General features: G+C 40.0%; 19 protein-coding genes. 1 reads left to right on the forward strand and 18 read right to left on the reverse strand.

Annotation, left to right across the window (positions count from 1 at the left end):
• Positions 1-68: 68 nt before the first annotated feature.
• The 9 genes from mnmA to BLU33_RS09680 form a co-directional block, all read right to left on the reverse strand.
• A complete protein-coding gene (mnmA, locus tag BLU33_RS09640; RefSeq protein WP_091371678.1) occupies positions 69-1157 on the reverse strand; it encodes a tRNA 2-thiouridine(34) synthase MnmA in 1089 nt (362 codons plus the stop codon).
• 162 nt (positions 1158-1319) lie between these two features.
• Positions 1320-2000: a TIGR02117 family protein gene (locus BLU33_RS09645; protein WP_091371680.1), complete on the reverse strand. Its 681-nt coding sequence runs from the start codon at positions 1998-2000 to the stop codon at positions 1320-1322.
• A gap of 1142 nt (positions 2001-3142) precedes the next feature.
• Positions 3143-4390: a glutamate-5-semialdehyde dehydrogenase gene (locus BLU33_RS09650; protein ID WP_091371682.1), complete on the reverse strand. Its 1248-nt coding sequence runs from the start codon at positions 4388-4390 to the stop codon at positions 3143-3145.
• 8 nt (positions 4391-4398) lie between these two features.
• On the reverse strand, positions 4399-5475 hold the full coding sequence (gene proB / locus BLU33_RS09655) for a glutamate 5-kinase (protein ID WP_091371684.1): 1077 nt from the start codon (positions 5473-5475) through the stop codon (positions 4399-4401).
• A 261-nt stretch (positions 5476-5736) separates the two neighbouring features.
• Complete coding sequence (locus BLU33_RS09660; RefSeq protein ID WP_091371685.1) at positions 5737-6498, reverse strand: phosphate ABC transporter ATP-binding protein; 762 nt, start codon at positions 6496-6498, stop codon at positions 5737-5739.
• Positions 6498-7343 (reverse strand): PstA family ABC transporter permease, encoded by an 846-nt coding sequence (locus BLU33_RS09665; protein WP_091371687.1) that lies wholly within the window; start codon positions 7341-7343, stop codon positions 6498-6500. Before BLU33_RS09665 ends, BLU33_RS09660 begins: the two co-directional genes overlap by 1 nt.
• On the reverse strand, positions 7340-8233 hold the full coding sequence (pstC, locus tag BLU33_RS09670) for a phosphate ABC transporter permease subunit PstC (RefSeq protein ID WP_091371689.1): 894 nt from the start codon (positions 8231-8233) through the stop codon (positions 7340-7342). Before pstC ends, BLU33_RS09665 begins: the two co-directional genes overlap by 4 nt.
• A gap of 78 nt (positions 8234-8311) precedes the next feature.
• Complete coding sequence (locus BLU33_RS09675) at positions 8312-9286, reverse strand: PstS family phosphate ABC transporter substrate-binding protein (RefSeq protein ID WP_091371691.1); 975 nt, start codon at positions 9284-9286, stop codon at positions 8312-8314.
• Positions 9287-9296: 10 nt separating this feature from the next.
• On the reverse strand, positions 9297-10448 hold the full coding sequence (locus BLU33_RS09680; protein ID WP_091371692.1) for a porin: 1152 nt from the start codon (positions 10446-10448) through the stop codon (positions 9297-9299).
• A gap of 84 nt (positions 10449-10532) precedes the next feature.
• Between BLU33_RS09680 and BLU33_RS25065 the strand changes: the two genes are divergently transcribed.
• Entirely contained in the window at positions 10533-10715 is a 183-nt protein-coding gene (locus BLU33_RS25065) for a hypothetical protein (protein ID WP_157682102.1), read from the forward strand.
• A 254-nt stretch (positions 10716-10969) separates the two neighbouring features.
• Here the strand turns inward: BLU33_RS25065 and BLU33_RS09685 are convergent, their stop codons facing one another.
• From BLU33_RS09685 to BLU33_RS09720, 9 genes are all read right to left on the reverse strand, one after another.
• Complete coding sequence (locus tag BLU33_RS09685; protein WP_091371694.1) at positions 10970-12220, reverse strand: sulfate adenylyltransferase subunit 1; 1251 nt, start codon at positions 12218-12220, stop codon at positions 10970-10972.
• Between the two features lie 99 nt (positions 12221-12319).
• Positions 12320-13225, reverse strand: a complete 906-nt coding sequence (gene cysD, locus BLU33_RS09690; RefSeq protein ID WP_172829235.1) for a sulfate adenylyltransferase subunit CysD — start codon at positions 13223-13225, stop codon at positions 12320-12322.
• Entirely contained in the window at positions 13222-13941 is a 720-nt protein-coding gene (locus BLU33_RS09695; RefSeq protein WP_091371696.1) for a phosphoadenylyl-sulfate reductase, read from the reverse strand. Before BLU33_RS09695 ends, cysD begins: the two co-directional genes overlap by 4 nt.
• A 3-nt stretch (positions 13942-13944) precedes the next feature.
• Positions 13945-15453 (reverse strand): TSUP family transporter, encoded by a 1509-nt coding sequence (locus tag BLU33_RS09700; RefSeq protein ID WP_091371698.1) that lies wholly within the window; start codon positions 15451-15453, stop codon positions 13945-13947.
• Positions 15431-16222, reverse strand: coding sequence for a uroporphyrinogen-III C-methyltransferase (cobA, locus tag BLU33_RS09705; protein WP_091371700.1), 792 nt, complete (start codon positions 16220-16222; stop codon positions 15431-15433). Before cobA ends, BLU33_RS09700 begins: the two co-directional genes overlap by 23 nt.
• A gap of 2 nt (positions 16223-16224) precedes the next feature.
• Positions 16225-18312 carry a HEPN domain-containing protein gene (locus BLU33_RS09710; protein ID WP_091371702.1) on the reverse strand — a complete coding sequence of 696 codons (2088 nt, stop codon included), beginning with the start codon at positions 18310-18312 and terminating at the stop codon, positions 16225-16227.
• Positions 18313-18643: 331 nt separating this feature from the next.
• Positions 18644-19081: an RrF2 family transcriptional regulator gene (locus tag BLU33_RS09715; RefSeq protein WP_091371704.1), complete on the reverse strand. Its 438-nt coding sequence runs from the start codon at positions 19079-19081 to the stop codon at positions 18644-18646.
• Between the two features lie 110 nt (positions 19082-19191).
• Positions 19192-19335 carry a hypothetical protein gene (locus tag BLU33_RS25070; protein ID WP_157682103.1) on the reverse strand — a complete coding sequence of 48 codons (144 nt, stop codon included), beginning with the start codon at positions 19333-19335 and terminating at the stop codon, positions 19192-19194.
• 162 nt (positions 19336-19497) lie between these two features.
• Positions 19498-20322, reverse strand: coding sequence for an MOSC domain-containing protein (locus tag BLU33_RS09720; RefSeq protein WP_091371706.1), 825 nt, complete (start codon positions 20320-20322; stop codon positions 19498-19500).
• Positions 20323-20418 lie beyond the last annotated feature (96 nt).

Below are 20418 nucleotides of genomic sequence, written 5' to 3' on the forward strand. Positions count from 1 at the left end.
AATGGTGTCAACCGGGCAGTTTTTATGCCAATGAAGGATAATGTTAAAACAGGAACGGCTACTGAGATCTACATTAAAAAACCACCACCAAGCAGGTCGTTCCCCTCATAAAATACAGCCGATTGGCCTGGGGCTATGCCCGAAACATTATGATGGAAATCCACCTTCATATGCTCGCCCATTTGCAGGATGGTACTTTGAGTACCCGCATCTTTATACCTGATCTTGGTTACTGCTTCAATTGGTTCATTGATGCTTTCGTATTTAATAAGGTTAAGATTTTTAACCCAGGCTTGTTTACGTTCCAACGCATCGGCAGTACCTAATACAACGGTATTGGTAACAGGATCGATATTGGTAACAAACATAGGCTGCCCTAAAGCAATGCCTAAACCTTTACGCTGACCTATGGTGTAGAAAGGATAACCCTGATGCTTGCCCACTATGGTACCGTCTGTTAAAACGAAATTACCCCCGGCTACACGTTGTTCCAGATCTTCCACTTTGTGCCTTAAAAAGGCTCTGTAGTCGTTATCGGGGACAAAGCATATTTCGTAGCTCTCGCTTTTGCCGGCTAGTTCAATCTGTCCCATATCCATAGCCAGCTGCCTGATCTCAGGTTTAGAATAACTACCTAACGGGAATTTGGTACGTGCCAGGTTTTTTTGTGATACGCCCCAAAGCACGTATGATTGATCTTTGTTTTCGTCTTTACCTTTTGATATTACATAGCGGCCACTATCCTGTAAGCGGATATTGGCATAATGCCCTGTTGCAATAAATTCGCAATCAAGCTTATCGGCACGTTTAAGTAAAGCTTCCCATTTAATGTGGGTGTTACATAAAACGCATGGGTTAGGGGTGCGGCCTGCCAGGTATTCATCAACAAAATTGTCGATCACAAAATCGCCGAACTCACTCCTGATATCCAATATATAATGCGGGAAACCATAGCCAACTGCTAAAGCGCGGGCATCGTTAATGCTATCCAGACTACAACAGCCGGTTTCTTTTGAACTACCGCCTGAAGAGGCATAGTCCCAGGTTTTCATGGTAAGGCCGATAACTTCATAGCCCTGCTCATGCAGCATTACTGCCGCTACCGAACTATCAACTCCGCCGCTCATTGCCACTAATATCCTGCCGTGCTTACTCATATTGGGCGCAAAGATACGATATTGTGATTTAGGTTAATAGGGGTGAAGGTCAGGAAAGGGTAAGTTTTGTGTACTGGTGAGTAGTTGAATAGTGAGTGGTGAATAGTTATCTTGTTTTGTTGCGTATTTGATGCTCGAAATGCATAAACTACTCACCATTCACTAACGGTAGTGATAAAATATCCCTCTGTCATAAGGTGTCCATAAACAAGCTTTTTGTCCGCAGGCTTTTAGGGCATTGTTGGCCCAGGTGTTGCAGGTGTAAAACAAATTGTAACTTCCCTTGGCTTCGTAAAAAGCATCATGGCTATCATAATTGGCATTTGTTTTTATGTTGATGATATTGCCTTGTGCATCTCTCTTAAAGCTGCTGTCAACATAAGCTACCAACCGGGCATATTGATTATTACTGATAATGATCTTTTTGCAATCAGTGCCTATTTGCGGCACATTACAAAATGTAGTATGTATGGCCGATGTGCTTAAAGCGAATGCTGCCCTAAAAGCAACACTGAATTTTAACTGGGCCCAAGTAGGGGTGTTGAGATAAAAGCCTTTATCGCCCCAGCCCAATGCCACATATTTTGCGATAGTATCCCGGCTTATGGTGTTCTGATATCTGACCTCCGTGCTCCAGTCTTTCACCGCATTTTTTACCGGAACAATAACATCGGTATGATCGCCATTGGTGAGGATATAGATGGCAACATTATTGGATGTACCGGGCTCTTTAGCAACCGGGATCATAGATAAAACAAAAACGGCCAGCAGATAAACTGAAATAAATAATACAAAACTCAATATTATCCAGGCAATGGCTCTTGCAATCTTCTTAAATATCATTAAATCAGGTTGTAATAATTGAGTCCTAAAGTTAGTATTTCAATTGTCAGGTAGAGCGTATGATAATTTAAATAACCTGACTAAACACTATTTAATTGATTATCAGTTGTTAATAATTTGCCGTTGCAATATTGGTAATGGGGATAAATCTCTTATTAACTTTAGGTTAATTTGTATTTATAATCAAATATTTATGTAGATTATATCAATACTTTATTTAGATATGCTGAGATTTATCGTTGTGATATTTATCTTTCGTTATTGTAAATCAAGATAATTCAAAAAGACCAAAATGTAGCCAATAGCCTAATTATTTTGGAGCAGATGAACCAGAATTAAGAATGGGATTTTTCTTGATTGTTTGCAATTTCAAATCGTCGCTCAAGCGGAATATTTACAATGATTTTTTATCTCTAAAATGTAGGTGTGTGTGTTTTGGGATATCCATTCAAGTTATTATGGGCAACTACAAACATCAAGTAAGCCAGTTAATATATTGCCTCAGCAGATAATTTATTATTTCCTGTAGGTTAATGGCGGGTGCCATCCTGCTTCTTTTTGCTCAACATAATTCGTTGGATTAATCAGATGTGTGTGAGCCTGTTTACTTAATTTTATTGACCTGTGCATATTCCACTAATCAGGTATTACTGGCTTGTAAAGCAATAATTAAATTAAATAAGACCTGTCTTTAATACGGTTGTACAGCCTTTTTTTAGAAAATAAGCAGAAAAACTAAGTTTAAATCATTTAAATGAGGTTTTATTCACTTTTTTCGGTAGGGTAAATTTTAATATTGGGACGTATTTGTTGCGAATATTTTATTAAATAATTGCACAATTGAAGAGAATACTGAGTTACGGTTTTTTATTTAAAAAATTAGCAAAAATATAATTGCGTGTTGTAACAAATGCATTACAAATTATATTTGCTATACCCTAATTAAAATAAACAAAATGAGAGCTCTAACCCAACTGTCAATCGAACAGAAATTACAAGGATTAATCCTTGTGGCCATTTGCTTTGTTGCAATTCTTGATTACCTGGTTTAATAACTAAAAAAAGAAGACTAAACAAAACAACAAACAAGGTGCTTACTCAAGGTAGGCACCTTTTTTTATTTTGTTAAAGTTAATTTGATTTTATGGATTACGGGTTTGTCCGCTGCCCTTAACTATCCATTTATAACTGGTTAGTTCATCTAATCCCATTGGCCCCCTGGCATGTAATTTTTGGGTACTGATACCTATCTCTGCACCTAAGCCAAATTGCGCTCCATCTGTAAAGGCTGTTGAAGCGTTGGCATATACAGCTGCCGCATCTACATTATTCAGGAATGTGGTAATGTTTTCGCCATCCTCTGAAATAATAGCCTCGCTGTGTTTTGAGCCATATTGGGCAATATGATCCAGCGCTTCAGCTAAATTATCAACAGTTTTAACAGCTAATTTTAACGATAGAAACTCTGTGCCGAAATGTTCAGGCTCTGCTTTATTTAAAAGATTGGCAGGATAGTGGCCATCTAAAGCATCATATGCATTGGTATCAGCAAATAGCTCTACCTGTTTCTCTAATAAGCGCTCAGCTATATTAGGCAGATCATTTAACCGGCTGCTATGTATGATTAAACAATCCAGCGCGTTACATACACTTACACGCCGGGTTTTTGCATTGAAGATAATGTCTGCGCCTTTTTCCAGATCGCCAGTTTCATCAAAATAAGTATGCACAATACCCGCGCCTGTTTCTATAACCGGTACCTTGCTGTTATTACGGACATAATTTATTAAAGATTGACTGCCGCGCGGTATAAGCACATCAATATAGCCTATAGCATTGAGCAATGCCTCAGTAGCTTCGCGTTCAACGGGTAATAAGGTGGCTGCATTTACATCAATATTATGCTTTGCAAGTACCTGGTGTATTACCGACATAATTGCCCTGTTTGAAAAGTCAGCATCGCTGCCGCCTTTTAAAACGCAAATATTTCCGGTTTTAAAACAAAGCGAGAAAACATCAAAGGTAACGTTCGGCCTCGCTTCGTATATAACGCCTGCTACGCCTAATGGAACTCTTACTTTAGAGATTTGTAAACCATTTGGCAATATTTTATCCAACAACACTTCACCCAGCGGACTTTCTAATTTGGCTATAGCTAATATATCACTGGCAATATCTTGTAGGCGGCTTTCCGTAAGTTTAAGGCGGTCATATTTCGGATCAGTTGGATCCATCCTGTCAAGATCCTTAATATTTTCCTGTAACAAGTACCTGGTTTGAGCAATGGTAGCAGCTGCCAGGTCTTCCAATACCTGGTTAATAACAGCAGGAGCAGCGCTTGTTTTTCTGCCGGCTATCAGCGCGTTTTCAAAATAGGAGGTGTAGCTCATTGTGCTAATCATTGCAAATAAAGATAATCATAATGTACCAGTGGTTTCTGGTTTTTTTGGCCGATCCTTTCGCGGGCCTTATCAGCACTATATTCAGCTATGCCTAAACCGATGAGTTTTTCGGCGCAATCAACTAGCTTAATAATGTCGCCTTTTTTAAAGTCGGACAGGATATTTACCAAGCCCACCGGAAGTAAACTGGTAGCCCTGTTTGATGTGAGCGCGGTTTTTGCACCATCATTTACCTGTACTATACCGGTAGCATAGTTTTCAGAATGTGCCAGCCACTTTTTTTTCCCTGATGCTGTTTTATTTGGTATAAAGCGTGTGTGTGTCACATTATTATCTAGTACATCGGTTAGTATATTGTCTTTTGTACCGTTGGCAATATGAACCGCAATACCCAGCGCTGCCACCTTTTGTGCCATGGTTGATTTGGTGATCATACCACCGCGCCCAAATTGTGATTTTCCGGAGTTTACGAATGATGAGAAATCAATCGTTTCGCCATTGATCTCATTTATTACGCTTGATCCGGCTAATTTAGGGTCCCCATTATATATACCATCAACATTGCTCAAAATGATAAGTGCCTGGGCATTCAGCATAGACGCTATCAACCCGGCTAATTCGTCATTATCAGTAAACATCAGTTCGGTTACTGATACCACATCATTTTCATTTACCACGGGGATAACATCACATTGTAATAACAGTTCGAGGCAGTTTTTCATGTTGAGGTAATGCATCCTGTCCCTGAAATCCTCCTTGGTTACCAATACCTGCGAGCACAGTATATTAAAACGTTCGAATAATTGAGAGTAAGTATTTATGAGCTTTACCTGGCCAATTGACGCCAGTAATTGCCTTGCGGCTACGGCATCATATTTTTCAGATATGGTTATCAAGCTTCTGCCCGAGGCAACTGCACCGGATGATACCAGGATAACCTGCTTGCCTTGTTTTTTGATAGATGCAATCTGATCAACCAGGTGGGTTATGCGGTTTATATCGGGTAAGCCGTCATTCTGCGTTAAAACATTTGAACCAATTTTGATTATTATCCGATTGTAATTGAATGACATTGACTATAAATTATCCTTAATTAATACAAAAAATCATAAAAATGGTCAATTTTATTTAAAATTTATTTTAAATACATTGTATATAAGCAAATATGAGGCTTTTTGTGAATAAATTAATATAAAATGATTTATTTTAATCAAAAAATGACTGATAATAATAAAATATTGATTAAAATGATATTTTTTTGAATAGATATTTTATAAATAAAAAGAGCCTTTATCGGGACTGATAGAGGCTCTTCTTGCATTAAACAATTGATTTTAACTGATAAAGCCCTTTACATATTCTTTAGTCAGCTCTTGTTTTGGGTTAAGCAGTACTTCTTCAGTCGGGCCAAACTCAATGATCTTGCCCATGTATACAAAGATGATATAGTCTGATACACGGCGTGCCTGCCTTAAGATGTGCGTTACTAAAACTATGGAGTATTTTTCTTTCAGCTCGATAAATAGATCCTCAATAATATGAGTAGAGGTAGGATCCAATGCTGAGGTAGATTCATCACCTAAGATGATCTCAGGCTCTACAGCCAACCCACGTGCCAGGCACAAGCGTTGCTGCTGACCGATAGATAACTTTGAAGCAGGGGCCTTTAAACGGTCTTTAACTTCATTCCACAAGCCGGTTGCTTTTAGTTGTGTTTCAACTAATTCGTCAAGCTCGGCTTTCTTGGGGTTGCCATGTATGCGCGGGCCGTATGCCACGTTATCATAAATAGACATAGGTAGTGGATAGGGGCGTTGTGATAGCAATCCCATTTTTTTGCGGATATGAGTTATTTCTGCATTTGGGTCATAAATATCTTCGCCATCAACCAAAACCTTACCGGTAATTTTTACATCAGGAGTGTTATCCAGCAAACGGTTAAATGATTTTAATAACGTTGTTTTACCACAGCCTGAAGGGCCAATAATTGAGGTTACCTTTTTATTGGGGATATTTATGCTGATATCCTTTAATATGTGCTGGTTGGCTATATGCACATTTAAATTTTGAACACTGATATGTGGAGTACTTGTCATTAAATTTTATGTTTGGAGAACTTCTTTATCAGTATTTCAGATAAAACAGTAATAATTAAAACTACGATAGTTAATATAAGCGCTGAGGCATAAGCCCGGCCCTGAACTTCCTCAACCGGACTGCCCAACTGGAAAAATATGGCCAGTGGTAGGGTAGCGGCAGGTTCATGCAGGGATGTAGGGATGTTATCGCTAAATCCGGCTGTGAATAATACAGATGCCACGTCACCAATGCCGCGCCCAAAGGATAGGAGGATAGCAGTGAAAATTCCCGGCCTTATTTGCCTTAACACAACTTTGGCTGTTTCCCAGCGGGTGGAGCCTAATGATAGGGCGGCATCACGCAGCTCGCCGGGTACAGTGCGTATCACTTCATCAAGTGTGCGCACAAGCAGCGGTATCACTAATAAGGTTACTGCTATAATACCACCTAATAGTGATGCCCTTAAACCAAAATATACCATGATAAGGAAACCGAAAGCCCCGTAAACAATAGATGGTATACCGAATAGCACATCAAATACTGTACGTAGTACATTGGTGATGAAGTTTTTGCCTGATAGGTACATATTGATGAATATAGCTACGGGTATACTGATTATGAGCCCCAATACAGTCGCCCCGCCTGCCACATAAAGTGAGCCGATGATGGCGTTTAATACACCGCCTTCCTTGCCAATATAGAAGCCACCACCGGGTATTTTGGTGATCATATCCCATGTCATATAAGGCACGCCTTTGCTAAATATAGTACCTACTATCAGGAAGAAACTGCCAACCACTATTATAGTGGCCAGTATCATCAGTATCTTGATAAAAAGTTCTTCTAATTTGCGTTTGATCATCCTGCAAGGTTCCTTTCCAACCGGTTTAAAATAATTCTGGATATCACGTTAAATAACAGGATAATGATAAATAGCAGCAAAGCTGCGAACATTAAAGCCGAATCATATAAAGGTATCGACATCATTTCACCATAGTTATTAGCTATTAACGCAGGCAGTGGATAGCCCGTATCAAATACTGAATGTGGTACAACCGCGTTGTTACCGCACACCATCAGCACGGCAATGGTTTCACCAAAAGCGCGGGATATGGCCAGTACGGTTGCTGCTACAATACCCGGTAGCGCCTTGCGTATAGTTACTTTTTTAATAGTTTCCCATTTGGTAGCGCCAAGTGCAAGTGAGGCATCTTTTAGCTCCTGCGGGATGGTATTTAATACTTCGTTCACTATACTTACTATCAGCGGGAATATCATCACCGCTAATACAAGTCCGCCTGCCAGTACGCTATACCCCGTTGAATATTCAACAAAATGAGGTGCTATATAATTTTGCACAAATGGCACAATAAACAATACGCCCCAAACGCCGAATATAACCGGTGGTATGCCTGATAATAGGTTCACAAACGGTATCAGTATGCGCTTTACACGTGTATGCGCATACTCAGACAAATAGAATGAAGTAAGCAAACACAAAGGTAATGCGATGATAATGGATATAGCCGTTACCCATAGCGTACCCATAATGAACGGGTAAAAGCCAAAAAGCCCCTTCATAGGTTTCCAAACGGAGGAACTTAGTAGTTGCCCCCAGGATGAATTATTTAGCACAGGCAGGGAGCGGTAATATAAACCAATCCCTATGATTATAACGATAGAAACTGATGCCAGTGTAAACACCAGCATCAGTTTTGAAATGATTTTATCTTTTATTAAGCGTAGTTGCATATTTATTGAGTGAATTAGTGAGTTAGTGAATTAGTGATTGATGAGAAAATTCACTCAATCACTAATTCGCTAATGCACTCAATTAACTTTTTTAAGTTCGTCCTGTAGTTTTTGTTTTGATAGGGCGATGTAACCATTCTCGTCAACAAACTTTTGACCATCGGTTAATACATATTTTACGAATGCGATCAACTCTTTTTTCTGCGGTTTTCCTTTAAAGAGGAAGCCTAAATTACGAGCGGGTGGCGCAGGGTATTTACCTGTAGCTATAGCATCTGTTAATTCGTCAATAGTGCCATAGAAATTCTCATCAGCATCAATTTTACCATTGCCGTTAACATCAATAGGCAAGGCATGTACACCGGCTACCTGCTTACGGGTTTTAAGATCATATAAATAAGCTATATTGTTAAAGCCGATAGCAGTAGGATCTTTTTTAACAGCCTGTGCCAATCCCGGGTCACCGTAAACGGCTACTCCTAATAGATCTTCTTGTTTTTTGTCGAAGTATTTAGCCCATGTTTCAGCAGCACCGGCAGCATCAGAGCGGGTATAAATATGAATAGGAACAGATACCCTACCTGCAACCTGTTTCCAGTCGGTTATTTTACCGGTAACAAATATGTCGGCAAATTGGGCTCTTTTAACACCTTTACCTAATAAGGCAGGTGCATCAGGGTTTGCAGTATTAAAGGTAGGGATAACGGCATCTTTGGTTACATACACAGTGTAGGCACCTTTTTTTACTTCAGCCGGATTGATATCGCGTGAAGCTAAACCAATATCAACCAAACCTGATAATGCATCGGTTATACCTTTACCCGCACCGCCCGCAGATATGTTAAATTTTACGTTAGGGTGCAGCTTTCTGAACTCATCAGCCCATTTAACGGTGATAGGGTACAGGGCAAACGCGCCGGATATGCTTATAGTTCCCTGCAGGTCATCAGCAGGAGGCGGAGTATTCTTTTTTGTAAAGGATGATGTTACAATCAGCGTGCTTATTGCTAATACACCAACCTTTAGTGTTTGTGAATTTAATATGTTTTTCATGATCTATTTGTTAGAATGTTAGCTGTAGTTGAGCTTCAAATAAATTATTCTTGATCTGGGTAACTTCTTCACGACGGTCAACATAGTTAACCGTGAACCTTGCCCAGTTATTAAAGAAGTAGTTTATACCACCTGTATAATTGTTGGTACGAACATCTGCCGTAATGTTATTAGGGTCGTAGGTGTCATATTTGGCTGCCAATTGTAATTTTTTAGGGAGAACAAAGTAGGTAGCCTGACCATACCAGCCATCTCTTTTGATAGTACCATCTGTACCTTTATCGTATTCAGCCTGTATAGCTAAATTGCCAATTGTATACCTGGCATCAACACCTTCGCGGTTCCTTTTATTGTTGGTAGCAGTTTTGGCTGTGCCAACTATATAATAACCTTGTCCGTTATAAAAATCGCCTGAAACATCCAGGTTCTGAATAGGGTGAACAGTTAACCTGCCAACTATATCCTTGTGGTTATTGTTATCGGTAGTTACATCATAACCTGCACCATTTACAACGCCTAATGTATAATCAAACAGGTAACGGCTATCAATTTTTGCAAAGCTGCCACTCACTGTGATACCAATATCACGACCGTTTTGATTACCGATAACATCAGTTGATCTGCCTGCAAGCGCGTTTACTACCTGTGAACGGTCGATGAAATCAAGCTGGCTATCAGAAATTAAACTTTCAAGTGAAAAAGGAACTTTAAACTGACCGGCAGTGAATTTTAAATAATCGGCTATTTTATAGGTTGTATAAGCATCTAATAATTTTGGTGTAGTACCGGCAAATTCGGTATATACCTCATAGCTCCAGCTATCACTTATATCACCCTTAACATCCAAACGGGCACGGTGTAGCAGGAATGTATTATTAACACCTTTTTGCTCAAAACCTTCATACTCGGTTTGTACAAGTCCGCTTAACTGTAAGGCGCGGCTACCAATGGTTATACCATGTTGGTTTTCTTTGTCTTTATCGCGTTTCTTCTGTTCTTTGATAGCGGCATCTGATCGTATTGAATCGGCTTCTTCCTGTGTTATCACATTTTTTTTGATGAGGACATTTAGCAGGTCATCACTTTGCTGGGCTCTGGCTGCAGCAAACGAAAACAGGAGTATAAATAAAAATAGGGGCTTTAATAAGTACGAGTGTTTCATGTTCTTTGTTTAAAAGAGTTTAAAATTATTGTTGATTAAGAAGTTTGTATTGAACGAAGAGGGTAGCAGCGGAGGCTATTAACAATGGCACATACAGCAGCAGCAGCAAGTTGTTATTTGGGAATAACAACGGATACTGTTTTTTTGCTGAAGGAATCTAAGAGTGCTCATTTGTCTAGTATTTCTATAAAGTCTATCTTTTTAGTAGTACAAATATATATCTTTAATTTTACTGTGCAAGAATTATTTAAAAAAAGAAGAAAATAATTTGTTTTAGCTATAGACTAAGCGAAACAAAAGCATCAAAGAGCGTGATTGCGAGGTACGAAGCAAATCTCTACAACAATGAGTGGGTTGGGTCATGCACTCGAAGCATATGCGTAAAGGCCTTTACCCTCACACTTCGAGTACCTCAGTGTGACACCCATCTGCCAGTTGAGGATTGCTCGTGAGGTGAGGGGATGTAAACAAAAAAAGGCGTATGAAGTAATCATGCGCCTTTCATATCTAATAATAAATCCTTAGTCAGCTACAGCTCTTAACATCAAAGCGCCAACAGTAACATTGGTACGGCTATCAATAATAATAGCGCCGCCATTGGCTTTATTAACCTGGTAGGGGTCAAATGCTAATGGATCAGCAGTTTTGATGATGATACGGCCGATATCATTCAGCTTAAAGTCTGAATCATATTCCTTTTCAAGGGTATTGATGTTTACTTTATGTAATACTTCTTGTATGCGGCAGCGGGTTACTTTACTGTTGTGCTGTATAAAATAGGTGTGCGAGGTATCCAGCGCACGGGTATCCATCCAGCAAAGGTCGGCTTCAATAACTTGTGATAATTGTGGTTGATAATCAGTATTAACTAATATATCACCACGACTGATGTCAATATTATCTTTCAAATGTACAGTTACCGACATGCCTGCAAATGCTTCTTCAGGTTCTTTATCAAATACTTCAATTTTTGAAACAGTTGAGCTAAAACCTGAAGGTAAAACAGTAACCTTATCATTTATGCGGAATGAACCGCTTGATATACGGCCTGCGTAGCCACGGTAATCATGCAGTTCATCAGTTTGCGGGCGTACAACCCATTGTACCGGGAAACGGGCATGTGCTATGGTATCATCAATATTGATCTCAACAGTTTCCAGGTAGTCCAACAGGCTTTTGCCGTTGTACCAGTTGATATTTGTTGATTTGTTAACGATGTTGTCGCCTTTGAGCGCGCTTACGGGGATAAAAACTACATTCTTAAGACCAACTTTTGTTGCCAGAGCCTGGTAGTTTTTAACGATGTCGTTATAAACTTCCTCGCTAAAATCAACCATATCCATTTTATTGATACAAACTACAACCTGCGGTAAACCCAATAAGGATACCAGGAAGGAATGACGTATAGTTTGCTCAATAACACCCTTACGGGCATCTATCAAAATAATAGCCAGGTTGGCGTTTGATGCGCCGGTTACCATGTTACGGGTATATTGTGTATGGCCCGGGGTATCGGCTATAATGAACTTACGTTTTTCAGTTTGAAAGTATTTGTAGGCAACATCAATAGTAATGCCCTGCTCGCGCTCGGCTTTAAGGCCGTCGGTTAATATGGCAAGATCGATGGTACCGTCATCATTTTTGCGGTTAGAGCTATGCAGTGCTTCTAGCTGATCTAGCAAAATAGATTCGCTGTCATATAATAAGCGGCCAATTAAGGTGCTTTTTCCATCGTCAACACTACCTGCTGTAATAAATTTTAGTATTTCCATAATTATTGAAATTTCGGATTTCGGATATTTGATTTCGGATTGTTTAGGATCTATAATTTTTGATTTATAAATCCGACATCCTAAATTGTAATTCCGAAATTAGAAATAGCCTCCTTTCTTGCGGTCTTCCATTGCGGCTTCGCTTACCTTATCATCCATACGTGCGCCGCGCTCACTTATTTTCGAGGCACTTATTTCGTCAATTATATCGTCAATTTCATAGGCGTATGATTCAACTGCTGCAGTGCAGGTCATGTCACCTACAGTGCGGAAACGTACATTACGACGCTCTATCACATCCTCTTCATCCATATTAAGGAATGGCGATGCAGCCATCAACTGACCGCCACGTGTGATACAATCACGCTCATGCGCGAAATAGATTGATGGTAATTCCATTTTTTCACGGCGGATATAGTTCCAAACATCAAGCTCGGTCCAGTTGCTGATAGGGAATACCCTAACGTTTTCGCCTTTGTGTATTTTACCGTTGTAGATATTCCACAACTCAGGGCGCTGGCGTTTTGGGTCCCATTGGCCAAACTCATCACGTACAGAGAATATACGCTCCTTAGCACGTGCTTTTTCCTCATCTCTTCGGGCGCCGCCTATACAGGCATCAAATTTATGCTCGGCAATGGTATCCAATAGTGTTACTGTTTGCAATGCATTACGACTGGCATTCTTTCCTTTTTGCTCAACCACTTTGCCCTGGTCGATAGAATCCTGAACATTACCCACGATCAGTTTTTCGCCAAGGCGTTTAACCATGTTATCGCGGTATTCAATAGTTTCAATAAAGTTGTGCCCGGTATCAATATGTACCAGTGGGAAAGGGAACTTACCCGGCCTGAAGGCTTTTTCAGCCAAACGCACCAGGGTAATAGAATCCTTACCACCCGAAAATAACAGGGCAGGGCGCTCAAACTGGCCGGCTACCTCCCGTAAAATATAAATAGCCTCCGCTTCCAGTTCGTCTAAATAATCCAGTTGATGTTTACTCATTTTTCTACAATTTCATTTACCCCATGTAATCCGCACTCTTTTTTCGACTGATCTTCCCACCACCATCTGCCGGCCCGGAAATCTTCGCCTTCGCGCACTGCTCTTGTACATGGCGCACAACCTATGCTGGGGAAACCCCTGTCGTGCAAGGTATTATAAGGTATGTTATGTTGTTTTATATAATTCTTTACTTCGTCCAATGTCCAGCTATAAACCGGGTGGAATTTTAACAGGTTGTTTTGCTCATCCCATTCCACATCATGCATAAACTGGCGGTTTAGGGATTGCTCGGCACGAATACCGGTAATCCAGATCTCGTTGCCCGCCAAGGCCCGTTTTAAGGGCTCGATCTTACGGATACCGCAACATTCTTTACGGTTATCAACCGACTCATAAAAGCTATTCGGGCCTTTAGCATTTACCATTTGCTCCAGCAGTTCATTATTTGGGTAGTAAGCATGGATTGGTTTGCCGTACATTTCCATGGTACGGTTCCAAACATAATAAGTTTCAGGAAATAACCGGCCAGTTTCAAGGGTGAATATCTTGATAGGGATATTGTTAGCGAAGATCATGTGTGTGATCACCTGGTCTTCCCATCCAAAGCTACTTGAAAATACAACTTTACCAGGATGTGATTCAGCCAGTAGGGTTAATGCCTGTACTGGATCGAGCCCTGTTATTTGTTGTTTTATATGTTCTGTAAGCGCACTCATTTTTTAAATTACTTTAACTAAAAAAGCGAAAATGCTTTTAATACTGATCAATATTACAATTATCCCAACCGATACCATGATAGCTTTAGTTGATATCTGATTTGATATTTTAGCTGCGATAGGCGATGCCAGCGCGCTGCCGATAACCAGGCCTGCTACAGCATCCCAATGGTTACCGTTAAGCATGGTAATGAAGGTAAGCGAACTCATCAGCGCTATAAAAAAACGTGATAATTTAACTGTACCTAATGAAAAACGTGGGTTACGGCCACCGGCTATTAAGGTGGATAACACGATTGATCCCCAGCCGCCGCCGCCAACAGCATCAATAAAACCACCACCTAAACCAAGCAGGGGGATTCTTTTTATTTTTTCTGTGCCGCGTTTACGTTTTAAGTTAAATGCCTTCGACAGGATCACTAAACCTAATATTAATGTATACAACGATACAAATGGCTTGGTGTACTGGCTGTAATGCTCTAACGATGAAAGTATATACGCGCCTGAAACAGCACCTATAATACCAGGTATCAGTAACATTTTAAATAGCTTCCAGTTGATATTACCCATGCGGTAGTGCATCCACCCGGCGATACCGTTACTCATGATCTCTGACAAATGCACACCCATACTTGCTGCAGCAGGAGGGATACCCATTGTAAGTGAGAATGAAGTGGTAGTTACACCATATGACATACCGATAGCACCATCTATCAGCGCGAAAACAAAGCTGGCTCCCAGGAAATAATAAAATACAGGATGAATTTCCTGTACGTATAATTTAAAGGTCGGTTCTTTATACCATAATGCCACGGCTGAAATGCCTATAGCTAATATAATAGCACTCCAAATTAGCCATATCAGGTTTTTATTGGTTTCCGGTTTTTTACCAACCAATACTGAAGTAACCTCGTTTAATTTTTTAACCTTGAAAGCGAAATCGCCAGAAAGCGAATTGCGCAGTTCGCTCATTTGCTGCAGGGTAACGTCCAATTCAGAAGGCAAGCCTTCGTTTAAAACTTCTTTTAATCTTTTTGCTACCGTTGGTGATTTACCATTGGTGGATATGGCCACTTTCAGATCACCTTTTTGAACGATTGATCCCAGATAAAAATCACAAAGTTCCGGCTTATCAGCAACATTGATCAGTAATTTACGATCATGTGCCGATTGGCGGATGTAAGTATTCAGTTCGTTATCATTGGTAGCGGCAATTACCAGATCGGCATTGTCAAGATCAGTTTCGGCAAATGTTTTTTGGATGATGGTAAGATCATCAAACTCACCGGCTAAAGTATGAATCTCGGGCACGAAAGTTTTGGCAATAACGGTTACTCTTGCAAGCGGACTGTTGTTGAGGATAGCTGTCAATTTTTCCAAACCAACATTACCCGCACCGATCAGCACCGTATGCAATTCATTCAGTTTAATAAATACCGGGAACAATTGATTGCCCTCGCTATTATCATCCTGAATTAGTTTTAAACTACTATCCTTCGGCAACAATGTCATAAAATTCCCTGATAGGTTGGAACATAGGGTGTAAAGATACAACCTCGCCAATTACAATAAGTGCAGGCGATGATATTTTCTTCTCTTCAACAATATCCACAATGGTATCAATAATGCCAATGGCAACTTTTTCGTTTTCGGTTGATCCGCTTTGGATCACAGCAACGGGCAGTTTGTTTCTGCCTTCGTTTTTAAACAGCTGTGTAATTTCCTTTAGCTTATGTACGCCCATTAATACAACAATAGTAGCATTGGTACGGGTAGCTTGGTATAGGTCGGCTGATATACGGCCATCGGCAGTAGTGCCGGTAACTACCCAAAAGCTTTCGCTTAAACCGCGGTGAGTAACCGGGATATTTTGTAAGCCGGGAACAGCTATCGAGCTGGAAATTCCCGGAATAACTACGCATAGAATGCTGTATGATGCTGCATGATCCAGTTCCTCATAACCACGACCAAATACAAATGGATCGCCGCCTTTTAAGCGTACCACATGGCCATAGTTAAGGGCATAATCAACCATCAGCTTATTGATGTTATCCTGAGAGAAGGAGTGGTCGCCACTGCGTTTGCCTACATATACTTTAACAGCATTTTCAGGGGCAAATTCCAGTAGCTCTTCATTCACCAGGGCATCATATAAAACCACATCAGCAGTTTTAAGAGCTTTAATGCCTTTTATGGTTATCAGATCAGCATCGCCCGGGCCTGCGCCAACTAGTGTAATGCGTGGTTCTTTAACCAGTTTCTTTATTTCAGTAGCTGACATTATTATACCAATTCCCCTCTTTTAACCTTGCTTGCACCTAAAAATTCTTCGGCGGCAGCTTTATATTTTGCTGCAAACTCGTGCGATGGCTCATTTTTGTTGATCTGTAAAATCAGGTCGCTAAATGAACCGTCGATTGCAAATTCACCTTTATCAACATAATGAGCATCAAACTCGCGGATGATACCGGCTTGTGTGCTGCTGCTGATACTTTTATCTAGCAATAGAGCTTTAGCAGAAGTGATAAATACATTGTATGAATGATAAATAGCATCGGCCCATGCACCATTTTCGTATGCTTTATTGGCCCAGCCCATTTTTTCGTCAGACTCATATAATAATGTAGCTACCAGGTCAATTATAACGCTGGCACATTCACCAACACCAATCGCGGTAGCAAATGTTTCCTGGTGACCCCAGTCAACAAATTCATCTTCAGTCAACGTAGCAAGGTTTGCCAATGGTTTTAATAACTGGTAAAAATAATCCTTACCCTGTCTGTCATAATAATTATGGAAGGTTTCATCAGCAATTGAATTTGCTTTAAAATCATCCAAAACGGCTCTTAAAACATCGGTAGCCCTTTTTGCAGGCACTTTAACCACTTTATCAGCAGCGCGGCCAATACCATCGCCAACAGTTCCGCCACCTAATAATACCTGCACTGATGGCAGTACCCTTGTTCCGGCTTTTAATGAACTGCCGTGGAAACCAATATGTGCCAAACCATGCTGACCGCAAGAGTTCATACAACCGCTTATTTTGATCTTGATCTCACGGTTGTAGATAAATTCCTCGTATTCGTTATAGATCAGGTCTTCCAATACCTTTGATAAGGTCATGCTGTTTGAGATACCTAGGTTACAGGTATCAGTACCCGGGCAGGTGGTTACATCAGCAGGGCTATCAAAGCCCGGAGCTGACAGATCCAGTTCGGTTAAGCCGTTATATAAAGCAGGCAATGCTTCTTTACGAACAAATTTTAACAGTAAGCCCTGGTTTTGGGTGATGCGGATCTCATCAGCCACTAATGGTCTTAAAATATCAACCAGTTTGCGGGCAGTGTCAGTTGGAATATCGCCAACAGGTACTTTAATATATACACCGTAAAAATCTTTTTGCTTTTGCTCAAATACGTTGGTAGCTAACCATTGCTCATAGCGCAACGGGTTGCTGATGGTAACTTCAGGATATTCTGTTGTCTGTGGTAATACCGGCAGATCTATAGTATCGCGGTTAACCACGTATGTTTTTACTTTATTAGCAGTACGTTCTTCTTTAGCCAAACGAACAACTTCATCCAGTCCTATCTTTTGGATCAGGAATTTTAAGCGTGCTTTGTTACGGTTATTACGTTCGCCATAACGATCAAATACGCGGATAATTGATTCTATATAAGGTATAAGCTGATCTTCAGGTAAAAACTCCTCAACAAGGTGAGCCAGCATAGGCTGGGCGCCAAGACCCCCACCTAAAAATATCTTAAAGCCACGATCTCCGTTTTCTTTTATTTTAGGGATAGCGCCGATATCATGCACATAAGCGAAGGCAGTATCCTGATCGCTTGATGAGAACGAGATTTTGAATTTACGGCCCATATCCTGGCAGATAGGGTTACGCAAAAAGTATTCAAAAGTTGCATGCGCATAAGGTGATACATCAAACGGTTCCAATGGATCGATACCGGCAGTAGGAGAGGCCGTAACATTCCTTACGGTATTACCGCAGGCTTCGCGCAGGGTAATATCGTCTCTTTCCAGCTCGGCCCATAATTGAGGCGTTCTGTCAAGGCTTACATAATGTATCTGGATATCCTGACGGGTGGTTAAGTGCAGGTTGCGGCTGGCGTATTCATCCGATACATCAGAAATACGCAGTAACTGCTTGAAAGTAATCTTACCAAAGGGTAATTTAATACGTACCATTTGTACACCCTGCTGGCGCTGACCATAAACACCACGGGCCAAACGTAAACTCCTGAATTTTTCGTCGTGTATCTTTCCTTCGCGAAAAGCTCTTATCTTTTTCTCAAGATCTATTATATCCTGCTCAACTATCGGGTTCTCCAGTTCCGTTCTGAAACTCTGCATGTTCTTGTATTTATTATATTATAAAAACGCCTCTTTGGCTTTAAGGCTAAAGAGGCGTTATAGTATCTGTTTATTTTCCTCTTATAGCAATGGGTTATCGCTGTTCATACAGCAATAGCAGTTAATTTTACAGCAAGGGCAATTAGTATGATTTATTTTCACGCCCAAATATACATATAGTATAGGGAATTACTGGATTTTTAATTAAAAAAATGATTTTTTACAAAAAAATGTTTATTAAAAAGAGTCAAGAATTAAGATTCAAGAGTCATGATTCAAGATAGCGTTAAAAAGCTCTTGATTCTCGGTTCTTGACTCCTGGCTCCATAGTTTAAATGTTAGATATCAGCGTTGTTTCCCGATTTATAATATCGGCTATGCTGGTTTCGGATAATATTTTCAAGGTAGCATCACGCACCTCAACAAATACATCTCTTATGCCGCAGGTAGTTTCCTGGTGGCATTCATCACATTTATGGTAAAAATTAAGACTTGCGCAGGGTACCATGGCAATAGGGCCATCGGTAATGCGCATTATACTTACCAGGAAAATGTCTTTGGGGTCTTTATTTAAACTATAGCCGCCACCTGCACCTTTTTTACTGTAAAGGAAACCTGCATTGCGGAGGTCTAATAGTATTTGTTCAAGAAATTTTTTTGGTATTCGCTCTTCTTCGGCAATTTTTGAGATCTGCATGGGCGGTTTGTCCATATTTTTCCCCAAAACAACTAAAGCTTTAATAGCGTACTTGGTTTTTTTTGATAACATTTTTTAAAAATACAAATCCAAATATAGTAAAAGATTTGTGTTGACTTGCAAATGTATAATCCAAGTATCAGATAAGATCAGATTTATATTTTTTTAGATCGAATTATAATTTACATGCCCAGCATATAGTTAAAACCCATAGTGATCTTTGGATCAAAAGGTTTTTTTATCCTTTTTTTGAATAAGCCACCGTTGTTTGCAAGTGCAGCAACTGCTTTTAGCACCGGTGCAAATAAAGTATTTATTGAGTTCATGATCTTTTGTTAAATGAGAGCGTATTTACGATATAATCGAGTAATAGGTTTCAAAAACAATGCCATAAATATATATTAATCAATTAGTTATGTAAATTGCTTAATGGTTTAATACTGCGGATACTATTGGTTAAAAAGGGCAATTTTGAGGAGCTCGAAACCTTATACCAGGAACTTCTCATTATTATAATGGTAATTTATTACCCCAATTGCATCCCCAACTTTAATTGTTCCATTGCCCGTATGTATAAGATTTTGCCCGAAGTAGATTTTATTGTCTTTTCTGCGATAACCAGCCAGTGTTTTTAATGGCTCTTTTGCTTTTACTGCATTATCCTGATTAATAGTGGTTAATATACAGCGTGCGCACAATTTAACACCATTGAAACGAATATCGCCAATGGTAAAATTATCTAATAGGTCTTCTTCAAACGCTTTGCCGCCCGTAAATACAATATTAGGCCTGAACCTGTCCATAGGCAATGCCTCGGCAAGGCGACTGTTTAGATCATCTAATGTTGCCTGTCCTATTATCATAAATGGATAAGCATCAGCAAAGGAAGTTATTTGTCCAATTGGGGCATATCCTTCATCAACCTGGCGTTTGCTATTATCGGGCATGTAAACTAGCCGGCAAGGGATGCCGAGTACTTTTGTAAACCATTCGTCAACCAAATTACTTACATAAATTGCTGTACAGGTATCGTCCCAAATAACAACCTGGCAGGTTTCATGAGTTAAAGGCTCAAAAGGTATCAGTATATTTTCGCCTGTTGAGTAGGTGACCTGCAAGCCGTTATCCTTTAAATCTACTTTCAGCAAGGCCATTTGCGCAACTTCCCTTTGGGATAGGAAACGGTTATTCTCATCAACCAACATCCAGCGTCTGTCGTACTCAAAACCTCTTTCGGTTACGACTGCTTTATTAAGCGCTATACCGCCTAATGATTTTATGGGGTAAATAAATAGTTCACTAACTTGGAGCATCAGTCAAAATTAGTATAGATTTTATTAGTTTCAACAGTTAAAGTATTAAAATCAGCATAAAAATTATCCTGAAAATACTTGGTTTCTAGTTAATAA

It is taken from the genome of Mucilaginibacter mallensis, assembly GCF_900105165.1.
Classification (GTDB): domain Bacteria; phylum Bacteroidota; class Bacteroidia; order Sphingobacteriales; family Sphingobacteriaceae; genus Mucilaginibacter; species Mucilaginibacter mallensis.